The sequence below is a fragment of the Providencia sp. UF-224 genome, from assembly GCF_058245955.1.
The window spans coordinates 125654-148076 of the sequence record NZ_JBSICC010000001.1 but is presented as its reverse complement, the minus strand read 5'-3'; the positions used below and the strand labels follow the sequence as shown (position 1 = coordinate 148076).

General features: G+C 38.5%; 24 protein-coding genes. 12 read left to right on the top strand and 12 right to left on the bottom strand.

Features of this window, described 5'->3' with window-relative positions; all coding sequences use genetic code 11:
• Positions 1-29 precede the first annotated feature (29 nt).
• Positions 30-1688: a methyl-accepting chemotaxis protein gene (locus AC4IFO_RS00755; protein ID WP_490731017.1), complete on the bottom strand. Its 1659-nt coding sequence runs from the start codon at positions 1686-1688 to the stop codon at positions 30-32.
• Between the two features lie 367 nt (positions 1689-2055).
• On the opposite strand from AC4IFO_RS00755, the gene AC4IFO_RS00750 reads away from it, so the two are divergent.
• Together AC4IFO_RS00750 and AC4IFO_RS00745 are read left to right on the top strand one after the other, a co-directional pair.
• Positions 2056-2394 carry a GlpM family protein gene (locus AC4IFO_RS00750; RefSeq protein WP_490731015.1) on the top strand — a complete coding sequence of 113 codons (339 nt, stop codon included), beginning with the start codon at positions 2056-2058 and terminating at the stop codon, positions 2392-2394.
• A gap of 132 nt (positions 2395-2526) precedes the next feature.
• Complete coding sequence (locus AC4IFO_RS00745) at positions 2527-2955, top strand: hypothetical protein (RefSeq protein WP_490731013.1); 429 nt, start codon at positions 2527-2529, stop codon at positions 2953-2955.
• Positions 2956-3009: 54 nt separating this feature from the next.
• Here AC4IFO_RS00745 and AC4IFO_RS00740 read toward each other — a convergent pair whose 3' ends face one another.
• A complete protein-coding gene (locus AC4IFO_RS00740; protein ID WP_490731011.1) occupies positions 3010-3792 on the bottom strand; it encodes a class I SAM-dependent methyltransferase in 783 nt (260 codons plus the stop codon).
• A gap of 84 nt (positions 3793-3876) precedes the next feature.
• The gene (locus tag AC4IFO_RS00735) at positions 3877-4368 is read right to left on the bottom strand and encodes an N-acetyltransferase (protein ID WP_490731009.1); all 492 of its coding nucleotides are present in this window, start codon (positions 4366-4368) and stop codon (positions 3877-3879) included.
• A 123-nt stretch (positions 4369-4491) separates the two neighbouring features.
• On the opposite strand from AC4IFO_RS00735, the gene AC4IFO_RS00730 reads away from it, so the two are divergent.
• Positions 4492-4836 (top strand): DMT family protein, encoded by a 345-nt coding sequence (locus AC4IFO_RS00730; RefSeq protein WP_490731007.1) that lies wholly within the window; start codon positions 4492-4494, stop codon positions 4834-4836.
• A 59-nt stretch (positions 4837-4895) separates the two neighbouring features.
• Here AC4IFO_RS00730 and AC4IFO_RS00725 read toward each other — a convergent pair whose 3' ends face one another.
• Positions 4896-6047 (bottom strand): pyridoxal phosphate-dependent aminotransferase, encoded by a 1152-nt coding sequence (locus AC4IFO_RS00725; RefSeq protein ID WP_490731005.1) that lies wholly within the window; start codon positions 6045-6047, stop codon positions 4896-4898.
• A 271-nt stretch (positions 6048-6318) separates the two neighbouring features.
• Between AC4IFO_RS00725 and AC4IFO_RS00720 the strand changes: the two genes are divergently transcribed.
• A complete protein-coding gene (locus tag AC4IFO_RS00720; RefSeq protein WP_490731003.1) occupies positions 6319-6822 on the top strand; it encodes a DUF1543 domain-containing protein in 504 nt (167 codons plus the stop codon).
• A gap of 55 nt (positions 6823-6877) precedes the next feature.
• On the opposite strand, the gene AC4IFO_RS00715 is transcribed toward AC4IFO_RS00720, so the two are convergent.
• Positions 6878-7228, bottom strand: coding sequence for a hypothetical protein (locus AC4IFO_RS00715; protein ID WP_490731001.1), 351 nt, complete (start codon positions 7226-7228; stop codon positions 6878-6880).
• 169 nt (positions 7229-7397) lie between these two features.
• Positions 7398-7622, bottom strand: a complete 225-nt coding sequence (locus tag AC4IFO_RS00710; RefSeq protein WP_219247452.1) for a HEAT repeat domain-containing protein — start codon at positions 7620-7622, stop codon at positions 7398-7400.
• 292 nt (positions 7623-7914) lie between these two features.
• On the opposite strand from AC4IFO_RS00710, the gene AC4IFO_RS00705 reads away from it, so the two are divergent.
• Positions 7915-8283 (top strand): hypothetical protein, encoded by a 369-nt coding sequence (locus AC4IFO_RS00705; protein ID WP_490730999.1) that lies wholly within the window; start codon positions 7915-7917, stop codon positions 8281-8283.
• 64 nt (positions 8284-8347) lie between these two features.
• On the opposite strand, the gene AC4IFO_RS00700 is transcribed toward AC4IFO_RS00705, so the two are convergent.
• Together AC4IFO_RS00700 and AC4IFO_RS00695 are read right to left on the bottom strand one after the other, a co-directional pair.
• The gene (locus tag AC4IFO_RS00700; protein ID WP_490730997.1) at positions 8348-8719 is read right to left on the bottom strand and encodes a hypothetical protein; all 372 of its coding nucleotides are present in this window, start codon (positions 8717-8719) and stop codon (positions 8348-8350) included.
• 361 nt (positions 8720-9080) lie between these two features.
• A complete protein-coding gene (locus AC4IFO_RS00695) occupies positions 9081-9332 on the bottom strand; it encodes a penicillin-binding protein (protein ID WP_490730995.1) in 252 nt (83 codons plus the stop codon).
• Between the two features lie 589 nt (positions 9333-9921).
• Here AC4IFO_RS00695 and AC4IFO_RS00690 point away from each other — a divergent pair.
• Both AC4IFO_RS00690 and yddG read left to right on the top strand, forming a co-directional pair.
• On the top strand, positions 9922-11382 hold the full coding sequence (locus AC4IFO_RS00690; protein ID WP_490730993.1) for an alanine/glycine:cation symporter family protein: 1461 nt from the start codon (positions 9922-9924) through the stop codon (positions 11380-11382).
• A gap of 164 nt (positions 11383-11546) precedes the next feature.
• Entirely contained in the window at positions 11547-12443 is an 897-nt protein-coding gene (gene yddG, locus AC4IFO_RS00685; RefSeq protein ID WP_490730991.1) for an aromatic amino acid DMT transporter YddG, read from the top strand.
• 50 nt (positions 12444-12493) lie between these two features.
• On the opposite strand, the gene yidA is transcribed toward yddG, so the two are convergent.
• A complete protein-coding gene (yidA, locus tag AC4IFO_RS00680) occupies positions 12494-13306 on the bottom strand; it encodes a sugar-phosphatase (RefSeq protein ID WP_490730989.1) in 813 nt (270 codons plus the stop codon).
• 227 nt (positions 13307-13533) lie between these two features.
• Positions 13534-13917, bottom strand: coding sequence for a helix-turn-helix domain-containing protein (locus AC4IFO_RS00675; protein ID WP_490730987.1), 384 nt, complete (start codon positions 13915-13917; stop codon positions 13534-13536).
• Between the two features lie 346 nt (positions 13918-14263).
• Here AC4IFO_RS00675 and mgrB point away from each other — a divergent pair, with 346 nt between their 5' ends.
• A complete protein-coding gene (mgrB, locus tag AC4IFO_RS00670; protein ID WP_490731485.1) occupies positions 14264-14398 on the top strand; it encodes a PhoP/PhoQ regulatory lipoprotein MgrB in 135 nt (44 codons plus the stop codon).
• Positions 14399-14629: 231 nt separating this feature from the next.
• The gene (locus AC4IFO_RS00665; RefSeq protein ID WP_206086483.1) at positions 14630-16003 is read left to right on the top strand and encodes an amino acid permease; all 1374 of its coding nucleotides are present in this window, start codon (positions 14630-14632) and stop codon (positions 16001-16003) included.
• A gap of 62 nt (positions 16004-16065) precedes the next feature.
• On the opposite strand, the gene pagP is transcribed toward AC4IFO_RS00665, so the two are convergent.
• Entirely contained in the window at positions 16066-16641 is a 576-nt protein-coding gene (pagP, locus tag AC4IFO_RS00660) for a lipid IV(A) palmitoyltransferase PagP (protein WP_490730985.1), read from the bottom strand.
• Positions 16642-17225: 584 nt separating this feature from the next.
• Between pagP and AC4IFO_RS00655 the strand changes: the two genes are divergently transcribed.
• The 3 genes from AC4IFO_RS00655 to thiD all read left to right on the top strand — a co-directional run bounded on the left by AC4IFO_RS00655 (position 17226) and on the right by thiD (position 20601).
• Entirely contained in the window at positions 17226-18782 is a 1557-nt protein-coding gene (locus tag AC4IFO_RS00655) for a YjjI family glycine radical enzyme (RefSeq protein ID WP_490730983.1), read from the top strand.
• Positions 18754-19620 carry a YjjW family glycine radical enzyme activase gene (locus AC4IFO_RS00650; protein ID WP_490730981.1) on the top strand — a complete coding sequence of 289 codons (867 nt, stop codon included), beginning with the start codon at positions 18754-18756 and terminating at the stop codon, positions 19618-19620. Before AC4IFO_RS00655 ends, AC4IFO_RS00650 begins: the two co-directional genes overlap by 29 nt.
• Before the next feature lie 183 nt (positions 19621-19803).
• Complete coding sequence (gene thiD, locus AC4IFO_RS00645; protein WP_490730979.1) at positions 19804-20601, top strand: bifunctional hydroxymethylpyrimidine kinase/phosphomethylpyrimidine kinase; 798 nt, start codon at positions 19804-19806, stop codon at positions 20599-20601.
• A gap of 419 nt (positions 20602-21020) precedes the next feature.
• On the opposite strand, the gene trhP is transcribed toward thiD, so the two are convergent.
• The gene (gene trhP / locus AC4IFO_RS00640; protein ID WP_490730977.1) at positions 21021-22406 is read right to left on the bottom strand and encodes a prephenate-dependent tRNA uridine(34) hydroxylase TrhP; all 1386 of its coding nucleotides are present in this window, start codon (positions 22404-22406) and stop codon (positions 21021-21023) included.
• Positions 22407-22423 lie beyond the last annotated feature (17 nt).

Genomic DNA, 22423 nt, shown 5'->3' with positions numbered 1-22423 from the left:
AATAGCGCCCTTAAGTTGAATAACGTTATTTAGTTCAGTTTTTGCTCTTTTGTTTGCATGGTCATCTCAGTTTCTTTTGTCTCTTTGGCTTCAATATGAAATACAGCGATGATCTCTTCCAATAAATCAGATTGTGACTCTAAAGCTTTTAATGAAGATTGCAGTTCACGAGTCATTGAAGCATTTGCCTGCGTTGTATTATCGAGTTCATTGATAGCAAGATGAATTTGGCTCACACCGTGAGTTTGCTCATTAGATGCGAGGGCAACACTTTGGATCATTTCGTTAATGTTGGATGTGTCTTGGGCAATCGAAACAATATTATCGTTTGCATCCGCAGCTAATTGGAAACAGTGATTGATTTTATCATTTGAGTTATTGATGAGTAATTTGATTTCTTTTGAAGCCTGTGTACAACTAATTGATAACTCACGAACTTCATTCGCTACTACGGCAAATCCCTTCCCATGTTCACCGACCCGCGCAGCTTCAACCGCTGCATTTAGTGCCAACAAGTTGGTTTGGAAAGCAATGTTATCAATAGTAGAGGTGATTTTGCTGATTTCCTTTGAAAAATCAACGATATCATCCATGTTTTCTACGACATCAGAAATGAGTTCATTGCTCTTATCAATAGTGATACTGGTTGCTGACATGAGCTGGCAGGATTGGTTCGTATGTGCGGTATTGAGTTTAAATGAAGAGTCTAGTTCTTCTACACTGGCAGCTGTTTCAACAATTGCAGCAGCTTGCTGATCTGCTCGAATGGATAGGTCATGATTCATTTGAGTAATATCGCCTAACTCAACTTTAATATGATGTGTATTGTCATAGATATTTTTAACAATATCTATGAGCTTGGATTGCATATTAGAGACATGATGTTTAAGCAATTTTATTTCAGAAAGACCTTTATTATCAAAGCTGTGGTAAAGAATGCCTTGACTCACTTTCTCAATACCATCAATGACTTGGTTAAGCGGGCGGATAAAGAAAAATTGCAAAATAAAGCGTATAAATAGCGTGATAATGGTGATTATTACCATAATTACAATAAGACCAATAATGCTTTGGTTATAAAGTTTTTCGCTTGCAACTGCGATGTCATGATAACTGGTATTAAGCTGTTGGTGATAATTTATGTAATTCTTTTCAAATGCATCTTGAAACGATTGGGTGGGTTGATTTAAAAAGTCATAAGTTTTGCCTTCGACTAAGAATACAGAAAGCTCATTCAGTGCTGCATATAATGTGTTGTAAGATTTTTCTAAATCGGTGAAAGCGGCATTGTTTTGATACATGGAACTGTCAGAAAAACGTTTCCAATACGCGCTAGTTTGTGTCATTTTTTGATGATAAAACTGGATAAGACTATCGATATCAGTATTCGATGTTTTCATTTTATTGATAATCAATAAGTGGCGTGAACTCGCTCGATTTAAGGTATTACGAGCTTGGAGGAGTGACTGCCACGTATTGTTTAATTCAGTTTGTTCGTTATAAATTATATCCAGGTTATTGAGCGTTGTTTGATACTGTTTTAACGAGCTAAAGAAAAACCAGCAAGTTGACAGTAGAAGAACAATCAGCAGTCCTGAAATAAACCAGACTAACGTTGTCGTTTTGAGGCCAGTGAAGGTGAATTTAGCCGAACTGAATTTAGTTTTTTTTGAAGTATCAGACATCATTGATTATTTCCTTTCATACCATCGAGCAGTATGCTTTGAATACATACAAATAACGACTTTCAGACATAACGTTGTTAACCAGGAGCAAATCAAAGCTGTCCAATAGGCTAAAATGTTATATATAGTCACGCGAAAGCATCAGGCGTAGGGACTAGTTGAATGTATCGGCATCTATGATGGATACTTTATGGTCAGTAATATGACTTAGTTCATAAAAACGAATGAAAACTAGATGAAATTGCTTAATTTTCGGTTTGGTTAACAAAATGAAAATAGTTTATAAACGCTGTTATTGTTTATAGTGATACTGTTAACGTTTAAATATTAGTTGATAATAATTAGCAGAAATAAAAAGGGATTGGTTAGGATGATTTCGTTATTTTTGAAATGTCTCATTGGTGCTGTTGCTGTGCTTATTATTGCCTTGTTTTCGCGAAGTAAAGTTTATTATATAGCTGGTTTAGTGCCATTATTTCCAACATTTGCACTTATTGCACACGTGATTGTGGTGCAAGAACAAGGGACAGAAGCATTAAGAAAAACTGCATTATTTGGGTTATGGTCACTGATTCCATATGCTATGTATTTGCTCACGGTATATTTATTCGCAACAAAAATGACAGCTTGGGGGAGCTTAAGTTTGGCGACAGTCGTTTGGGTAATTACAGCCGCAATTTTAGTTTATGTTTGGCAACTTACTCAGTAGGTCGTAAAAACTGATATCAAGTTTGGTTTTTAGTGTGAAATAGCATTTAATAAATGAGAGTGCGATAAAAATAAACAACTTGCTTGCTCTTTGAGGTCGCAAAATTATAGGCATAAACTATAATAGTATTTAATGTTTTCTCTTGGTCATATAAATAAAATGTTATTAAGGTCTTTAGTTCTGTTACTCGTTGCTGGATGTGCATATATTGCCGGTATCATGACGGAAGTGACTCTGGATCCAGAGTTGGATACTGAAAGTAGAGTGAGAAGTTCTGTTGAAGATTTTTTAGCGTATCCGTCTGCTGCTACGTATAAAAATGTGAAATATTATGTATTAACAAAAAGTGATGAAGGTGAGGAAACAGGGTACTATTGTGGTGAAGTTTTCGGTTTTGAAAATGAATTACCGCATGGTTATAAGCGATTTATTGTTAGGTTACATAAAAATAGAACGGGCAAAGTGATGATTTCAATTCCATTTGTTGAAAAAACAGATGATATTATTCCCCCCGAACAATTTGAAGCTGTCTGGGATCGTTATTGCCACCGAGATGAGTAATCTATTCTAATAAATTTACATTCGTTAGCTATCCGGCCAACGAATGTAAGATATTTAGCGAATTTTAACTGCCATCGTTGATAGGAATGTTGGCAAATAATGGTCAACAACAAAACGTGGATGAGGCTGCCAATCTTCCTCAAAGCCTGCAATATGAAACCCTGCTTTAATCTGCCCACCAATTAAATCAGTTAAAGAATGACCAAATACAAAAGCTTCTTGTTTTTCATTCTTGAGTGCGATTTGTTCTTCAGATAAAGTGCTTAATTCAGAAAAAGGCATAGCGTAACTGGGTTTGATGATACCTTGCTCATAGTACTTTTTATCCCGATCACCTATAAAAACGATGGGGTTGAAAAAACTAGATAATAATTTTCCACCCATTTTTAATACACGGTGGCATTCCTGCCAAACTGGCGCTACGTTCGGAATATACAGGTTTGATATAGGGTGGAAAATAATATCAAACTCTTCATCAGCAAACATGGATAGTGAGCGCATATCACCTTGTACGGTCTCTAATGTTAAGTGGTCTCGCTCTGCGACCATTTTGTCTTGCTCAAGCTGCTTTATTGAAAAATCGAAAACAGTAACTTGTGCACCCGCAGCAGCTAATACAGGGCCTTGCTGGCCACCGCCAGATGCGAGGCAAAGAATTTTCTTCCCTTTAATGTCACCTAACCAATCTTTTGATACAGGGGAGGGAGTAAGGTGAACTTGCCAATTACCCTGTTTAGCTTCAAAGATAGTTTTTGAATCAACGGGTGTGGACCATGCTTGCTGTGATTCAGCTTGTTTATCCCATGCTTTTTGGTTTACAGAAAGAAAGTCTGTCATAAAATGTACTCCTTAATACAGTAATTTATTTAGTTTATCAAAATATGAACAAAATGAAATAAAAATGTACTAAGTAGTACTGAATTAATTTCCTATCATAAGATGGTACTCGGTATTATCAAAAATAAAATTTGTGGCAACATGCATACCTAATTTTTGGTGGGCAGCTAATGACCGTTGATTTTGAGTATTAATAAAGGCAATAGGCTTACCTGTATTCAAGGCGCAGATTTTGGCATATAAATTCTTAAGAATATCTTTGCCTCTGTAAGCGTTATCAATACAAACGGGCCCATAAAGCCAATTATCTTTGATAAGGTCTGGAAAGTGTTCAAGGATAAAAAGAGCAATAGGAGGGAGTGAGGAAGATAACGGATTAAAACTGAAAACAACACCGATCACGTCTTGAGGTGTGAAGGCGATAATGGTTCCTGAACTTCCTTTAAGCATAGCTTCTACCTTAGGAAGTGGAAATTCACCGAGAAGTTCACCATGGTTAGATGGCGCATTAGCTTGCAATAAATGAGCGACTTTAGGACTATCTGTAAGCGTCATTAGGCGATATTGAATAAACATGTAGTTCTCCATTTAGCTAAATTAAAATGGCTTTTAGAATGAATAATAGGCTTAATATACCGCATTGAAATTGTGATTGTTTAATTTCATAATAATGCAAATTACCTTCTTACTATGAAAAAAATGTTAGCAAAATTATATCCTGTATTTTTACTTATCGTTTCAAATGTTTTTATGATGTTTGCTTGGTATGGTCACTTAAAATTTACCACGAAACCTTTATACATAGTGGTGTTCTTTAGCTGGTTAATTGCCTTTGTTGAATACTGTTTTGCGGTCCCTGCAAATCGTATTGGGCATCAGTTTTACAGTGCAGCCGAATTGAAAACTATGCAGGAGGTGATTACTCTGTGTGTGTTTGTACTTTTCTCAGTTTTATACTTGGGAGAGAGTATCACAATCAACCATATTATTGGGTTTATACTCATATTTGCAGGTGCATTTTTTATTTTTAAAGGACCATTTTAAAAATAAAAAGAACAGGTTAGCGCCTGTTCCTTTTACTTTATAGCACGGGATTGGGGATATTATGCCCAGTCTTTTTTATGAAATTCTTTTAAAACCGTGACGAATTGTTCCATTTCCTCAGGGGTTCCTAGTGTTAAACGGTTCCAACCTACAGCAGGAGGGAACTCTCGCCCAACCATCACGTTAGCATCTGCCATGCGCTGCTTATAGGTTTTTACATCACCTTTTACTTTATGAAAAATAAAGTTTGCTTGGGAAGGCGCATATTCTAACCCCAATTCATTCAGTGCTGTTTCGACAATTTTACGCGATAAATTATTGGATTTAAGACTATGTGCAATAAATGGCTTATCTTTTAGTGAGGCAATGGCAGCGACTGCACCGGCAGTATTTGTATTATCTATAGATAAAAACTCATCGACTGCGGCAATAACCTCTGGTGCTGCTACGCCGTAGCCAACACGTAACCCTGCTAGCGCAAATATTTTTGAAAACGTTCGTGTCACGACAAGGTTTTGCTGACCTTTTTTAACTAACTCTATTGCACTGACAAAGTCAGGGTCTTCAACGAATTCAGCATACGCTTCATCAACAATAAAAAACTGGTTATCGGGAGCTTTACTCATCCAGCCATCTAACTGGCTATGAGGAGTGATCATGGCAGTTGGGTTATTTGGGTTACAGATATAAATCATGGATAAACCATCAAAATTATTTGCGGCTTGCTCCATTTTTTCTAAGTCAAAAGACAAATCCTCTTTTAGAGGAACTTTTGTAATTTGTACGCCAAGTGGAAGCGAGTATAACTCGGCATAATTGAACGTAGGATCAGGGGTAACCAGTTGGATTTTGATCCCTTGGTTTTTAGCTTTATTTACCAACATGGCAACGGCAGCTTGGATGGTTTCTGATGAACCATTACCGATACTAATATGCTTATCAGATAAATTATAAAGCGAACCAATGTTGGTGATTAATTCAGCCCGTGCATCGTCAGGGTAGCGAAACGAATTTGGTAAAGCAGCGATAATGGCGTCTTTCGCTTTTGGGGACATCCCTAATGAGTTCTCATTAAAATTGAGTAATAGCGGATGCTTAGCATCTGGTAGCTGTATCGATGCTGTATTAGCAGAAGCTTGATTTATAAGTGTATTTAGCGCTAATCCACCAGCTACTAATGATGTGGATTTTAGAAATGAACGACGATCCATAATTATTCCCTGAAATTATTATTCTTGAGCTTATTAGATTACTCAAAATAATTTCAAAGTAAATAATTATATAATAAAAATGATTTTTTATTCATTTTTTATGCTACTGACAGTGATGCCGAGTAGAGGACGTAATGTGAACAAAACGAATATAATGAAAAGGATAAGTAAAAATTTAAGTTGTTATTTTCCTACAAAATGGAAGATTATGAATTGAATTATAATGGTTGTATAATTAAGTATATAACCATGGTAATAAATTGGAGTTAGAATGAAATTATTTATGTTTTACATTGGTGGGAATGCAGGCAAATCAAATATAGAGGTTCACGATATCCAGTTTGTTGTTGCAGAAAAACCGAAGGATGCCTGGCCAACATTGAGAGAAGCTTGGTTTGGTGATAAAGATAAGATTCATATTGATGGTTATGCAATTATTACATGGGTTGATGGTTTTGATGTGACTCTAAGCCGAGAACCCTCAAAAACTAGCCATAAATTGTATTTTGTTAATGTCGGTGGGTATACCCCAAACAGCTTAGCAGAATTACACGAATTTGATCTTTTTGTTGCGAAAACAGCCGATGAAGCAAAGCAAAAGGCCATTAAAAAGTTATTAGTTAACAGTGAACAACAGCATAAAGATAATTTAAAAGATGTAGATGACTGTTTATTGCTACAACAAGTGGGGGATTTTTATATTCACCTTGTTGAGAAACAAAACGGGGAGCATTTTATGCCAAAATGGCAAGGTTATCAGCCTATTGGCCTATAAAAATTATTAGATGTATGTAATATACAGGGTAGCTTTAGCTACCCTGTTTTTTCAATTATTGAGCTTGTACGGGGGTAGGGGGTGTGATTTCGACCACGGCAACTTTAACCATGTACTGTTTGCCATTTTCACCTTTAGGAACATCAGTCACTATTTTTTTAAGTGCTTCTTCAGGTTGAGTTGTTTGAATTGAGGTTGAATATTGCATCATACCCCGATGACGTCCATTATAATTATTATGGCGGTAGTTATCACAAGGACGGTTATTATATTGCTGTTGGTTTTGATATTCGCCACGATGCCAAGACCCATTGCCATTTCCGTAACCATCTCCGTGATAAGCAAAAGTTGAGAAACTTGCCACCAATAAACTTGCTGAAATAATTAATGGTTTAAGTATGTTCATATTTCATCTCCTTTGGAATATTTATTAATTATTATATTGGCAGCTTAATTAATTAATTAATTCAATTGGATTTACTTATCTAAATACATAAACCATATTTTATGCAATATTCATTCATTATTTCTACATAATGAAAATAGGTTGTTAAAATAATTGAAAATTAGTTAACTTACTGGTTTTCAGTGAAAAATTTAGCGAGCTTGCTGAGTGAGGTTATTGAGGCGACAGCAATATCTTTATTATAATCATCACACAGATTTAATAACCGGTCGATAGCATGTTGTTGTTCAATAGAACATTTATAATCACCTAATGCATTGATGGCGGCAATTTTAACATCATTATTTGTGCCATAAGTTAATTCAACTAAATTTTTAACGATTTTTTCTTTCATAAAATAATTGGCGGTCAAAATACGGGAATACGCTAAGTATAAAACTAGAAATGAAAACTTAAAATGTTTTTTTTATCAATGATTAACAAAATGATATAAAAACAACTAATATTAATAAAAATAAATAATAGAAAGATAAAAAATATTATTTGTGCATAGTAAAATATAAATGAATGCTAAAAAAGAGTAGGGTAGTGTATCTGTGGCAGCTGAAAGGCTCATTTTGCTCACTGTTACAGTGACTAAACCTCTATAATGATGAGTATTAACATTTTACATGAAGGGTAGTCGATTGAAGCGTATCAAAACAAAACTTTTAATCGTTGTGTTATTAGCTTTGGGGGTTTTTGCTTACCATTTTGTTACCACAATTGGGGATTCAGACGTTGAAAGTGAAGCTAAGCAATTGGTTGAGAAGAAGTTAAACCAACCAAGCAATATTACATTTAATGATGTCAGAATTGTTTTAAAGAGTGAATACAAAGAGGGGGAAAGCTACCGAGTTTGTGGGTTATATAGCACTTCCACTCAAAATGACAGATTGCCTTTTGTAGCTAATGTTAGTGTTCAAGATGGTAAATTTTCTGAACATAGCCAGCTAATTATCAGTGAAACACCTGAGTTGCAGTTCTCAATAGAAAATCTATGTGTTAAAAAATGATTAAATGAAAAAGAGCGCGATTTTATGTAGCGCTCTTTTTAGTTTGTGGTGAGAACTGTTTTGGTTACGATTTATTTAAAAGCAATTCTGTCTGGATCTTACACGCTGATATTGAATCATTTAATGATTTAGAAAACTCGGCTTCATTTTTGAATTGAGATTTGTTGCTGCGAATTGCATCAATCGCTGATGTAAGGTTTTGACGAAGATCAGTTTCAACAGTCTCTAGTTTTTTCAAATCGACGTTTTCGCGTTTCAATTTCGCAATTGTTTCACGGGTTAAGTCGTCACTACTCTTATTAGTGCTGTATGCCTCACTTAGCGCCTGACCTGTTATTTCACAATAATCCTTGGCAGTTTCACTAATGTTTAACGGGGCATTGGCTGCCATAGCTAATGCGGGTGACAGGCAAAGAGCCAGTAATAAACGCTTCATAGTCATACCTCAGTTTGCACTCAATGAATAGTTACTCTAAATAAACACTCGGAATTACTATAGCAGATTAGGACTAAAACGGGGGAGGTTGAGGTGCTTTTCGCATCATTTCATAAAAAAGAGCCAGTATAAATACTGGCCGCTATAATTAGCAAAAGCAATGTAAATGAAAATTACGTTATATACTCTAGCATATAACGGTAAAAAATAAAGGCATTTTACTCAAGTACATTAAAATAGAAGGTTAATTATGATCTGGATCAGGCTTTAGGAATGCAAAGATGAATATTGGGGGATTTGGAGGAGATAAAAAACTGACTGAAGCCTTACAGCAACAGCCAGTAATGGTTAATCGTGGTGCTTAGTTATTTTTTAGCCAATGACCATGTTTCAAAACATCTTCAACGAGTTCATGTAAAACGATGTGAGCTTCATTATCGTTATGGAAACCTTTGGTTGAGAAAGTTGTTGGTCCGCTATCATGGGTAATCAATAAGTTGCTGCTAGGATAAACTTCTAAAACGCGAGCTTTTAACTCTGCACAAAACGCATCATAAGTTTTAGCAGGGAGCTGTTCAATTGAATCATCAGATACTGTAATCGTAATTTCCATATGTTAACCTCTTGTCAATAAAGCGAATTTGCGTTCAGTGTATTGTTATCGGAATGCATAAGCAATATTCGTTTTAAGACTATCATTATTTGACAGTAAAGTGCTGTAATTATATAAAAAAATATATTCTTTATAATTTAAATAAATTAATTTTTATTTTTAAATATAGTTTTATTTAATTTTGGTGTGAAATTGTATTAAGCATATTTTGGTTAAAATGTAATGAATTAAGATTAACCATTATCTTAATTAGTTAATGGTTTAAAAAAATAGCTAAAAATCAAACGATTGATTTTAGATTTTAAAGTAAAATTATTTATTGGTTAACTTATTGATATTATTGTTAATATATATTTAACTGTTTCTGTTTTAATCACTTTGTTTTGTGTTTTTCGATTTTAAAAATTTTCAAAAAGCGAAATGAATTTACATCAAAGATAAAAAAATATAATTTCATGGATAGGCTGTTTTTATATTAAATATATGGTTGTTTTACTTTTAGTGGTTATATTTAAATGTTTGGCTGATATGGGGTAAGCTCAATTACCAACTAGTTGTCTTAGTTGATTTAATAAAAAAGGAGAGTAATTTGATAGAATTTATAAACTCATTAACGAATATTATTTGGGGCTCCCTGCTCATTTATTTATTACTTGGTGCTGGGCTATATTTTACTATTCGTTCAGGTTTTATTCAAATCAGGCATTTTGGCCATATGTTTGGTATCCTGAAAAATAGCAAGCAATCTGATAGCGCAGGGATTTCTTCATTTCAAGCGTTGTGCACCAGCCTCGCTGCAAGGGTTGGCACTGGAAACTTAACAGGGGTCGCTATCGCATTAACGGCAGGAGGGCCTGGTGCAATATTTTGGATGTGGGTAGTTGCATTACTTGGAATGGCAACGTCATTCGTTGAATGTACATTAGCTCAATTATATAAAACGAAGGATGACCAAGGAAATTACCGAGGAGGGCCTTCTTATTATATGCAAAAAGGTTTAAATCAACGCTGGATGGGGATCCTGTTTTCTATATTTCTTATTATCGCATTTGGGTTGGTTTTTAATGCCGTTCAAGCTAACTCAATTGCTCAAGCGACCGCAGTTGCTTTTGACTTCAATCCACTTTATGTCGGTATTGGCTTAGTTATCCTTAGTGGTGTCATTATTTTTGGCGGATTAAAATCAATAGCAAAAGTGGCAGAACTTGTTGTACCTATTATGGCTCTTGCCTATTTATTGTTAGCTTTTTGGGTTGTTGGCCACCATATTGAGCGCTTACCCGATGTGTTTATGATGATTATTCGTAATGCATTTGGGCTGCAAGAAGCGGCGGGGGGAGCTGTAGGTTATGGTGTCGCTCAAGCGATGACTCAAGGCATTCAGCGCGGTTTGTTCTCCAATGAAGCAGGGATGGGGTCAGCACCAAATGCAGCGGCTTCTGCATCGCCTTATCCGCCGCATCCTGCTTCCCAAGGGTATGTTCAAATGCTTGGTGTCTTTATGGATACAATTGTTATCTGTAGTGCGACAGCGATTATTATTTTATCGTCTGGGGTATTAGATAGCGGAGTTGATAAAATTAATGGTATTGAATTGACTCAATTAGCATTGTCATCGGCTGTAGGCAGCTGGGGAAGCACATTTATTGCAATTGCGATATTTTTCTTTGCTTTTACATCAATCATTGCAAATTATGCTTATGCTGAAAGTAATATGATCTTTTTAGAAAATAACCATACGGCGGGCTTGTTTATCTTCCGTTTAGCGGCACTTGGCATGGTAATGTTTGGCGCCTTGGCTGAAATGCCATTTATATGGAAGCTAGCTGACTTGTCTATGGGATTAATGGCTGTGACGAACCTTATTGCAATACTTTTATTATCGGGGATCGCATTCAAATTAGCCAAAGATTACAACCAACAATTAGCGGCAGGAAAAGTTCCCACATTTGATATTAACCAACACCCTGAATTGAAAAAACAATTTGAAGAAGGGATTTGGGAAAAAGAGCAAGTTGAGAAATGGGTTGAAAAAGAAAGCTCCCGGTAATCAAAAAAATATTTAATCATAAAATTCTTAGGTTAATACCTAGGAATTTTTTTATGTTGAAAGAAAAGTACTTGCATTCCAATGTATTGAGCTATAAGGTTTTTTAAAAGAATAATAGTATTGCTTATTAGGTGTGTTTTTGAAATTAACTGGCAGAGAAAATAATGAAACTAGGTCAATACGCTGCGACACTGTATGGGGTGATTTCTATCCTATTGTGGAGCACTATGGTTGGGCTGATCCGTAGTGTTAGTGAGAATTTCGGTCCTGTAGGCGGTGCTGCATTAGTGTATACCATTGGTTCAATTGTTTTAGTTTTAGCAATGGGCCTTCCAAAGATAAAACAATACCCTAAACGCTATTTGTTATGGGGAACACTGCTGTTCGTCAGTTATGAAATCTGTTTTGTACTTGCACTCGGTTTGGCCAATAATCGTCAGCAAGCGATTGAGCTTGGAATGGTGAATTATTTATGGCCAAGTTTTACTATCGCTTTAGCCGTATTTTTTAATCGTCAGCGTTTTACCGTATTACTTGCTATAGGGTTAATTCTTGCATTTATGGGGCTTGTCTGGGTTATTTCAGGCGATCAGCCACTTTCTACTGACTCTATTTTAGCCAATATTCAAAGTAACCCACTTTGTTATTTTCTCGCCTTTATCGGCGCAATTTTTTGGTCATTTTATAGCAATGTAACGAAACGAATCTCTGGTGGGCACAATGGAATGGTGCTCTTTTTTATTATGACGGCAATAGGGTTGTGGATTCTCTATTTATTTAGTGCGCCTAGTGAATTTAACATTACGCCAAATAGCCTGACGTTATTACTTATTGCGGCTATTGCGACGGGAGGGGCGAATGCCTTGTGGACGTTTGCGGTCATTAAAGGCAATGTTGCTTTTTTGGGCACGCTATCCTATTTCACCCCTGTTATTTCAACGGCATTCGCTTCCGTTTTATTAAGCACAGCATTAACGTTGGGCTTCTGGCAAGGCGTCTTGATGGTTACTGTCGGTTCAATTATTTGTTTTCTTGCAACCAGACAAAAACAGGTTAGATAGTGTGTGAAAACAGCTCACGTACATGGGCTGTTTTCTGGTTGACTGACGAATTACACATTAACAAACTTATTAATGGCGATAGCGACACCATCTCCTTCATTTGTACGGGTGACAAATTTCGCCATCTTACGTATAGGCTCTACCGCATTTCCCATCGCGACAGAAACACTGGCATATTGCAGCATTTGGATATCATTATTTTGGTCGCCAATGCTCATGACTTTATCAGGAGTCAGACCTAATTTTTCACAGATAATCTGAAGTGCCGCACCTTTATTGGCTGCCTTATTGGATACTTCAAGAAAATAAGGGCTGGTTCTGGTTAAGGCATAGTTGTCGAAAACATTTTCAGGAATATAACTGATACCCGTTTCCAATGTTTCAGGGTGGTCAATCATCATAAATTTTGTGAATGCGAGAGAATTGTCCATTTCATTGACAGGGCAGTATACCAGCGGCGTATTGGTGAGATAAGCATCCATTACGGTGTAGTGGCTAATATGACGATTAGCGGTAAACATCGTGTTATCTGCAAGGGCATGCATGTGAATTCCCACATTCCGAGCTAATTCTTCAAAATACTGAAAATCATCAAAATCTAACGGCACTTCTACTAAATGACTGCCATCGCTTGCTTGGTGGATAACACTGCCATTGTTACTAATACAATAATTATTAGCAGTATCGAGACCTAACTCTTTTAGGTAAGGAGCAATCCCTGAAAAAGGGCGCCCTGATGCGAGTACGACATAAACCCCTTTTTGACTGGCTTGTATGACGGCATCTTTAACAGCTGGGGATATTTGATGTTGGGGATTGAGTAATGTGCCATCTAAATCAATAGCAACCAGTTTGATAGACATCCACTGCCTCCTGAAATTAATACATTACCACAGTACCTTACTCTAATTATTCGGAATGTAAATTATCTAAGTGAGTATAAATAAAGAGGTGAAGGATAAAAAATGGCCTTGAACAGCGCGTAATTTCAGCGACTGTTCAAAAATATTAAGGATGATGATGGGTTGAAATGACAATGTGTTAGAACATTAATTAAAAAATTCAAGGTATTAATGTGATTAACACATCTTCACTCATACTCTCGGGTTAAATGTAGCGGCTCTTTGACATCAAGCTGAATTTGGTCATTTTGCCTAAAATCGAATGGCGTAATGCCATACTCCTTACGGAACATATAGGTAAAGTGAGATTGAGAACCAAAACCAAAATCGAGGGCAATGTCGAAGATAGTTTGGTTACTATTGCGTAATAAATTAACGGCGCCAGCTAAACGGCGCTGGCGAATGTATTTTCCCAAGGAAATCCCAGTGACTTCTTTGAATATTTTTTGCATATGCCAAAGTGAGTAGCCTGAGTAGGCTGCGAGCTCTTCCAGATGTATGACTCGACCCAGATGTTCTTCTATCCATTTACTCAACGCATAGACAAGTGCTAAGTGGTTATCTTGTGGCATCTCAAATTATTTCTTGTTTTACGGTAGCTGAAGTATACACAACTTCATTTCCCCATGACAAAGGCTGGTTGTGCGATATTCACTGTTTTTTGAATAAAAAAAGCACAAACAGAATAAGTTAACGAAGGATAGCGCTTAAAATAAGCTCAATTATTGTAAAGGTGAGCCAATTGCTTATTTTCCTCAAATTTCACGTAAATGATTGGCGTACTATTCACTATTCGAAAATTTACCTGTAATGCAATTAAAATGCACGGTCATAAAATGACAGGGCATAAGTATTGTAATCATTTGAAAAATAAAAATCATCTTTGTTATTTTGAAGGAATGCCAGGTGTTAGGTCGTATCATTGTTATCACAATTAGCGTTTTACTTGTTTGCCTGTTTCTGTACTTGCTTGCTATGGATAGTGTTTGCGATCAGGGAGGTGATAATTTTATTTTTGGAATTTGCCGTGTAACCGACTTGTTACCATTTTGAATTTGCTTTTTAATGCACAATACTTGATATTGAAGCGCGATAATAATTATTCAGTATCAATGCGTAATGTACGAATAAATAAAAGCAACAAATAAAAAATGCCCTTGGGCATTTAAAATGCAAAAACAGCATCATAAGAATGTGGTTTTAATAAGAAAATTCAAATAAACTTGTCCGATTATTATAATTTTGGACGATAAAAAGCAAGTAATAGGACGAAAGGGTAAAGTTATGGCGCAAGAGCAGCAAATGCTAAAGCGGGGATTGAAAAATAGGCATATCCAGTTGATTGCATTGGGGGGCGCTGTTGGTACAGGTTTGTTCCTCGGGATTGCAACAACGATACAAATGGCAGGGCCATCTGTTCTGTTAGGTTATGCATTGTGTGGCGTTATCGCCTTTCTGATTATGCGTCAATTGGGCGAGATGATTGTACAAGAGCCTGTTGCGGGTTCTTTTAGTCATTTTGCTTTTAAATACTGGGGTGGTTTTGCAGGCTTTTTATCGGGCTGGAACTACTGGTTTATGTTTATCCTTGTCGGCATGACAGAATTAACTGCCGCTGGGAAATACATGCAGCATTGGTGGCCAGAGCTACCAATTTGGGTATCCGCAGTAATATTTTTTATCGCTGTGAATGCAGTAAACTTGATTAATGTTCGTTCTTACGGTGAAACTGAATTCTGGTTTGCATTAATTAAAGTGATTGCCGTTGTTGGTATGATCATCTTTGGTTGTTACCTCCTGCTAAGTGGTCATGGTGGGCCACAGGCTAAAGTCAGTAACTTGTGGGAATATGGTGGCTTTTTTGCGAAGGACTTCCATGGCCTTCTGATGGCGCTGGCCATTATCATGTTCTCGTTTGGTGGTTTAGAGCTGGTGGGGATCACGGCGGCTGAAGCGGAAGATCCTGAAAAAAGCATTCCAAAAGCCATCAACCAAGTCGTTTACCGTATTCTCATTTTCTATATCGGTTCACTTGCTGTCTTGTTGGCGCTTTACCCGTGGGTTGATCTCGACGGCAAAACAAGCCCATTTGTCTTGATTTTCCATGAATTAGGCGATTTGCTGGTTGCGAACACCTTAAACTTTGTGATTTTGGTTGCGGCACTTTCTGTCTATAACAGTGGCGCTTACGCAACAAGCCGCATGTTATTTGGCCTGGCACAACAAAATAACGCACCAAAGTTTTTATCCAAAGTGAATAAAGGTGGCGTACCAATCATGGCATTGCTGGTTTCAGGTATTGCAACATCAGGCGGGATACTGATTAGCTTTGTGATGGAAGGAAAGGCATTTGAATTATTAATGTCTTTAGTCGTCACCACATTAGTATTGAACTGGATTATGATTTGCGTTTCAAACTTGAAATTCAGAGCGGCAATGAATAAACAAGGTGTAGCAACCAAGTTTAAGAGTATCTGGTATCCATTTGGTAACTACCTGTGCTTAGCTTTCTTATTGTTAATTCTAGGGATTATTTTAACGATGGACGGGTTACGCGTTTCTGTTCTGATGATCCCGGTATGGATTGGTGTGCTGTGGATTGGCTATCAATTCTCTGGTGCGAAGAAGCAAGATGTCGCGAAACGCCAACAAAGCTAGAATTAAACGTTAAAAAAAGGCCAGTAGATAAAATCTCTGGCCTTTTTTGTATCACAGGGTTTTTACCACTGCCAACGCAACCAGGCAAACAGCACGTTTCCGTTATTGTAGGTTCCAGGGATATATGTTGCTTGAAGTGAAAGCCTATCATATTCGACCGAAACTAAAGGAAGTGGCGCAGGGATTGGAATGTAGTACATGTCCTTACGTGCAGTGACACTCAATGTGAAACCCGCTCCCATTCGAAAACCATCAAGGTCCCCGGGGATCCACATTTTTTGGTAGGCATAACCGCCAATTGGCTCCCAATCGTTATGTGAATCTTTGAATGCCATCGCATAAATCGCGTGCCAGTCATTATCTTCATCATAACGGTATTTGCCAAAGCCAATCCCCCAAGGGCGCTCATTGTATTCATCCGTTTTCTTTTTGTCGTACATTGCACGGTTGTGCCATGTGACAGCAGGAACATACAACTCATACTGATCGGAATCCCAAGTGGAACTCACATTCCCTTTGAAGGTGTCCCAAAGATTGGTTGATTGGTCTTGTGCAAGTGCAGGTGTTGACATGCTAAGGGAAGCGCCCAGTAATATTGAGGCACCGATGACCCATTGTCTCTTTTTATAAACTCTCATTGAAGATCCAGTTCTTTATCGCTGATATAAATGATAATTAGCTCGCTAATGATTATCAGATTAGCATTTTTATAATAATTATGAGCTGAATTATTTTAATTAAGATACGCCAAAGATGACAGTATTTATTCGATAGTTAAGAGGAATAATTAAATAAGACTGTCATAACAGATTTTATACAGGTAAAAAATGTTCAAATTACAATCATTGATAGAGGCTATTTTAGCCTAGTTTCACGTCATTTTGGCGTATAACTTTCCTAAAAAATTTAATGGGGTGATTTAACGCTATTTTTTGTGCCGCACAGAGCAGTTTTTATGTGTGAATTACATCAGTAATTCATAAGGAAAAATGATTTTTAACACATTTTTTGTGTTGCTAATGAATTGTAATTTCAAGATTTTACGTAATTATTAGTAATAATATTGACCAGGTAGACATTTATGAGAAAAACCCTGCAAACAATACAGAAAAGTATGACGGGCATCAAATAACGAAGACGCACAATGGGATGAAATGAGCTTATAGACGGCGTATTGACCGCCAAAGGTGTGCTACAGCACCCAGAAAATAAGGAATCTCCTATGATGAAGCGCCAAGAACCTTTAACCGATTATCAAGCCAAATGTTTGGCCATCGCCACGGATAAATTATTATCTCCCAGACAAAAAGCAAATTTTTTAGCCATCGAGGCAGAAAGCCACATCCCTTATCTATCAATGAGTGAACCTTTAGCTGAAGCGCTAGATGAGCGCGTTATTTGCGACATGTATGAAGGGAATGCGCCATATAAGCCACGCTATGTATTACCTGATTACGCGAAGTTTCTTAAACAGGGGTCAACTTACTTAGAATTGGCGCCTGCGGAAGATTTTGACGATGCACTGAATCATTTGATGATTATTTACAATCATGTCCCTTCCGTCACAGGTTTCCCCGTTTTCCTTGGGTATCTCGATAAAATCTTAATGCCTTATGTGGGCGAATTTACGGAGGAACAGCTTTATCCGAAGTTAAAACGCTTCTGGGTGATGTTAGACCGTACTTTACCTGATGCGTTTATGCACGCCAACATTGGGCCTGATGATAATATCATTTGCCGCCTGATCTTGCGTATTGATGCAGAATTGAAGCAGGTTGCGCCAAACCTAACATTTGTTTATCACCCACAAAGAACGCCTGAGTCGCTTTTCTTACAAGCTATCGAAAATATATGCGAATGCAGTAAGCCGCATATCGCCAATGACCTTGTGCACAGTGCTGCATTTGATGAGCAGGGGTATGGTATTGTGAGTTGCTATAATTCCTTGCCTGTGGCGGGAGGTGGTAGCACATTGGTGCGGATCAATTTACGTGAAGTGGCTTTGCGCAGCCAAAACTCAGATGACTTCCTGCAAAATCAACTGAAAAAGTATTGTGATTTACAAATGGAGCTTATTGAAACGCGCAGCGCGTTTTTATTTGAAGAGTCTAACTTCTTTCAAACCAGCTTCCTTGTACATGAAGGCTTGATTGAGCCACAGCGTTTTGCGCCAATGTTTGGTATTTTTGGTTTAGCAGAAGCGGTCAATCTGTTAATGGAAAAAGATGGGGTGAAAGGCCACTATGAACCGAACTCCCCAGCCTTGCCGTTATCTTATCAAATCAGTGAACAACTGGCGGATTATGTTGAAGCAACCCCTGTTAAATATGGTTATAAACAGCGGGCGATGTTACATGCCCAGTCAGGGATCAGTTCAGATATTGGCACTACACCAGGGGCTCGTCTGCCTTATGGGGAAGAGCCAGACCCCGTTTCACATATTCAAGCTGTCGCACCGCATCATAAACACTACTTATCTGGGATCAGCGACATCTTAACCATCGATGAAACCATTAAGCAAAACCCGCAAGCGCTTTTGCAACTGTGTAAAGGGGCATTTAGCTGTGGGATGCGTGAATTTACCGCAAATGTGGCCAGCAACGATTTAGTGCGTGTCACGGGGTACATGGTGCGTTTATCCGATATTGAAAAATTCAAGGCGGAAGGGTCGAGAAGTAATACCACGTGGTTAGGGGAAGAAGCGACAAAGAATTGCAAAATTACCGCACGGCAACAACGAGTGATTAGCCATGAGCAATCGATGCGCTACGCTGAATAAAATTATTCCGTTCTCTTGCGTTGATGGGCCGGGGAACCGGCACGTGATTTTCTTACAAGGCTGCAATTTGCGTTGCTTGAATTGCCATAACCCATACACCATGGCGTTGTGCGATGACTGTGGGGACTGTGTGGTTACCTGTCCTCACGGGGGTCTATCTATGGTGGATGGCAAAGTCATTTGGGACACTGTGGCTTGCCAGCTTTGTGATACGTGCCTGCAAACCTGTACAAAAAACTCAAGCCCTATGACAACGTCGCTGAGTGTGAGCGAGGCCATCAGTAGCTTGAATAAAAACGTGATGTTTTTAAATGGCGTGACGATAAGCGGTGGGGAAGCGACAACTCAGCTTCCCTTTATTGTTGATTTGTTTAAAGCCATTAAAGCATCACCCACACTGAATCATTTAACGTGTTTTATTGATAGTAACGGTCACCTTGCAAAAGCGGGGTGGGCGCGGGTGATAGATTACACTGATGGCGTAATGATTGATTTAAAGGCCTGGAGCGATGAATGCGCATTACGGTTAACGGGGAAAGATAACCAGCGTGTTTTTGAAACAATTCAATTATTAGCAAATGCAGGGAAATTATACGAATTGCGCTTATTGTATATTCCGCAGCAAACTGATTATCACGATCATATTGATGCGCTGGCAGAATTCCTCACTTCATTGCCATCGGCAACACGAATAAAAATTAACGCATTTCAGCAGCATGGCGTTAAAAATGACGCGGCAAATTGGCCAGCCGCCACTCAAACTGACGTAGAGGCATTTGCGGCTCAGTTGCGTGAGCGTGGTGTTGATAATATTCATTTACCCAATGTGTATTTATAAGACAAGTTAACCCTTTCAATAGAAAATGACGGTTTTAATTCACTAAGTCATTAAAATTCATTCAGTAACCGCTGGTATTTGTTAAATGTTATGAGACAATCGAAGCGGTTTTATTGTTTGGTTTAAAGTCTATTTTAAACGGATGATATTGACGTATTTTCTAATCAAAAAGGGGTGCCACTCATGCGGATCAACGCGTTAACCATTGCCGGAACAGACCCATCAGGTGGGGCGGGTGTCCAAGCGGACTTAAAAACTTTTTCGGCGCTTGGGGCTTATGGAACCAGCGTGATGACAGCATTGGTGGCGCAAAATACCCGTGGCGTGCAATCTGTTCAGGATTTACCTGCACAGTTCGTGGCAGCGCAGCTGGACTCGGTTCTCAGTGATGTGCGCATTGATAGCGCGAAAATAGGCATGTTATTTAACCAAGCCAATGTCGAGGTTGTGGCGAACGCATTGAAACAGTACCCGATCCCGTTTGTTGTATTAGATACAGTGATGGTTGCAAAAAGTGGCGATCCTTTATTGTTACCTGATGCGGTTGATGCATTGCGTCAGCAATTATTACCGCTAGTTTCATTAATCACCCCAAATTTACCGGAAGCGGCGGCATTGTTAGATGAGAACATGGCGCAAACAGAAGGTGAAATGTTAGCTCAAGGCTATAAACTCCTAGAAAAGGGCTGCCAAGCGGTTCTGATGAAAGGGGGGCACTTAACGGATGCACAAAGCCCTGACTGGCTCATAACACCACAAGGGGAATGGCGCTTTACCTCTGTGCGCATTAACACGAAAAATACACACGGTACGGGGTGCACGTTGTCTGCGGCATTAGCGGCATTACGCCCTCGCCATCTTGACTGGCAATCGACTGTGAGTGAGGCAAAAGCCTATTTACAAGCGGCATTAGAACAAGCGGACAGTTTGGAAGTGGGACAAGGTATTGGGCCTGTTCATCACTTTCATGCATGGTGGTAACGAATTTATAGGCGTAGCATTATTGAAAATCATCAATAATGCTACGTTAGCTGTCTTAATTCATTGAAAGTAAAGTAGATAGAGGGAATTTAGATAAAAGAAATGGCTAGCTCAAGGGAGATTGAGCCAGCCAAGGAGGTGGTTCCTAGTCTTATTTTATGACTTTCTAGTTCTTCGTTTTCGATAGTGACTATACGATATTGAATAACCAATTGATGTGATCTGTTGCATAAAATTGGATATTAAGTGCACTTTTCAAAGAAAATGTCAATAACGAGAATGATTCTCAAATGCGAAATGGCATTTAAAGTGAAACTGGCTTATCGATTACCCATAAAAAAGCCAAAAATTCAAATGATTAGATTACGAATTTTTGGCTAGATAATTATGTGTTTTTTATCGAAAATTATCGCTGAATGTTAGCTTGCAATGTGGTTTTCTGACTGAGATTGGTGCGGGTCGCGCGTTGTTGCCCCTGCAAGGTTACGGATCAACAAACCAAAGTTGACATCAACATCGTCAGGAATAGGCAGGTACACTATATGCCCATTACCCGGTGCGACATCGATAGCTTCACCTTTGCGGTTCGTTAAGGCATCGAGGGTAAACACGATATTGCCCGCAGGTGTCATCATTTCTAAGCTATCGCCCACGCTAAATTTATTTTTCACATCCACTTCCGCAAGGCCATTGACGCGTTTACCTGTAAATTCGCCAACAAACTGTTGGGTATCTGACACAGAATAACCGTATTCGTAGGTTTGATAGGCATCGTGAGTATGGCGGCGTAAGAAACCTTCGGTATAACCACGGTGAGCTAACCCTTCTAGGGTAGACAGTAACGTTGGGTCGAACGGTTTACCTGCAACGGCGTCATCAATTGCACGGCGATAAACCTGTGCAGTACGTGCACAATAATAAAAAGATTTAGTACGGCCTTCGATCTTCAGTGAATGAACACCCATTTTGGTCAGGTTTTCAACATGTTCAATGGCACGAAGGTCTTTAGAGTTCATAATATAGGTGCCGTGTTCATCTTCAAACGCAGTCATATATTCGCCTGGGCGTTTGGCTTCCTCAATCATAAACACTTTATCCGTTGGCGCGCCAGCACCCAATGTTGGGGCAACGTTTTGTACAGGGATAGGTTCATGAACATGAACAATGTTGCCTACATCATCTTCTTTACCTTCTTCCACTTTGTATTCCCAACGGCAGGCGTTGGTGCAGGTGCCTTGGTTCGGGTCACGCTTATTAATGTAGCCAGATAACAGGCAACGGCCTGAATACGCCATGCACAATGCACCGTGGACGAACACTTCCAATTCCATATCGGGCACTTGCTGGCGGATTTCTGCAATTTCTTCCAAAGACAATTCGCGGGATAAAATTACACGGGTCAGCCCCATTTGTTTCCAGAATTTTACCGATGCCCAGTTAACCGCATTTGCTTGAACGGATAAATGAATATCCATATCAGGGAAGGCTTCGCGCACCATCATAATCAGACCGGGGTCAGACATAATCAGTGCATCAGGGCCCATTTCGATAACGGGTGTTAAGTCACGAATAAAGGTTTTTAATTTGGCATTATGCGGTGCGATATTTACCACCACATAAAATTTCTTACCCAGTTCATGGGCTTCTTGAATGCCTTTGGCGAGATTTTCGTGGTTAAACTCGTTATTACGAACGCGTAGGCTGTAACGGGGTTGCCCTGCATAGACTGCATCGGCGCCATAGGCAAAGGCATAGCGCATATTTTTTAATGAACCGGCAGGGGATAAAAGCTCTGGTGTAAACATGGTTTGTCTCTATCTGA

Bases quoted from the DNA above. Each gene is read 5' to 3' on its own strand.
- AC4IFO_RS00720 (WP_490731003.1), top strand. From the start codon at position 6,319: ATGAAATTATTTATGTTTTACATTGGTGGGAATGCAGGCAAATCAAAT.
- thiD (WP_490730979.1), top strand. From the start codon at position 19,804: ATGCGGATCAACGCGTTAACCATTGCCGGAACAGACCCATCAGGTGGG.
- yidA (WP_490730989.1), bottom strand. From the start codon at position 13,306: ATGTCTATCAAACTGGTTGCTATTGATTTAGATGGCACATTACTCAAT.
- AC4IFO_RS00655 (WP_490730983.1), top strand. From the start codon at position 17,226: ATGATGAAGCGCCAAGAACCTTTAACCGATTATCAAGCCAAATGTTTG.
- AC4IFO_RS00740 (WP_490731011.1), bottom strand. From the start codon at position 3,792: ATGACAGACTTTCTTTCTGTAAACCAAAAAGCATGGGATAAACAAGCT.
- AC4IFO_RS00735 (WP_490731009.1), bottom strand. From the start codon at position 4,368: ATGTTTATTCAATATCGCCTAATGACGCTTACAGATAGTCCTAAAGTC.
- AC4IFO_RS00675 (WP_490730987.1), bottom strand. From the start codon at position 13,917: ATGCCACAAGATAACCACTTAGCACTTGTCTATGCGTTGAGTAAATGG.
- AC4IFO_RS00745 (WP_490731013.1), top strand. From the start codon at position 2,527: ATGTTTTCTCTTGGTCATATAAATAAAATGTTATTAAGGTCTTTAGTT.
- AC4IFO_RS00750 (WP_490731015.1), top strand. From the start codon at position 2,056: ATGATTTCGTTATTTTTGAAATGTCTCATTGGTGCTGTTGCTGTGCTT.
- AC4IFO_RS00665 (WP_206086483.1), top strand. From the start codon at position 14,630: ATGGCGCAAGAGCAGCAAATGCTAAAGCGGGGATTGAAAAATAGGCAT.
- trhP (WP_490730977.1), bottom strand. From the start codon at position 22,406: ATGTTTACACCAGAGCTTTTATCCCCTGCCGGTTCATTAAAAAATATG.
- AC4IFO_RS00730 (WP_490731007.1), top strand. From the start codon at position 4,492: ATGTTAGCAAAATTATATCCTGTATTTTTACTTATCGTTTCAAATGTT.
- AC4IFO_RS00710 (WP_219247452.1), bottom strand. From the start codon at position 7,622: ATGAAAGAAAAAATCGTTAAAAATTTAGTTGAATTAACTTATGGCACA.
- AC4IFO_RS00695 (WP_490730995.1), bottom strand. From the start codon at position 9,332: ATGGAAATTACGATTACAGTATCTGATGATTCAATTGAACAGCTCCCT.
- AC4IFO_RS00725 (WP_490731005.1), bottom strand. From the start codon at position 6,047: ATGGATCGTCGTTCATTTCTAAAATCCACATCATTAGTAGCTGGTGGA.
- AC4IFO_RS00650 (WP_490730981.1), top strand. From the start codon at position 18,754: ATGAGCAATCGATGCGCTACGCTGAATAAAATTATTCCGTTCTCTTGC.
- AC4IFO_RS00755 (WP_490731017.1), bottom strand. From the start codon at position 1,688: ATGATGTCTGATACTTCAAAAAAAACTAAATTCAGTTCGGCTAAATTC.
- yddG (WP_490730991.1), top strand. From the start codon at position 11,547: ATGAAACTAGGTCAATACGCTGCGACACTGTATGGGGTGATTTCTATC.
- pagP (WP_490730985.1), bottom strand. From the start codon at position 16,641: ATGAGAGTTTATAAAAAGAGACAATGGGTCATCGGTGCCTCAATATTA.
- AC4IFO_RS00700 (WP_490730997.1), bottom strand. From the start codon at position 8,719: ATGAAGCGTTTATTACTGGCTCTTTGCCTGTCACCCGCATTAGCTATG.
- AC4IFO_RS00715 (WP_490731001.1), bottom strand. From the start codon at position 7,228: ATGAACATACTTAAACCATTAATTATTTCAGCAAGTTTATTGGTGGCA.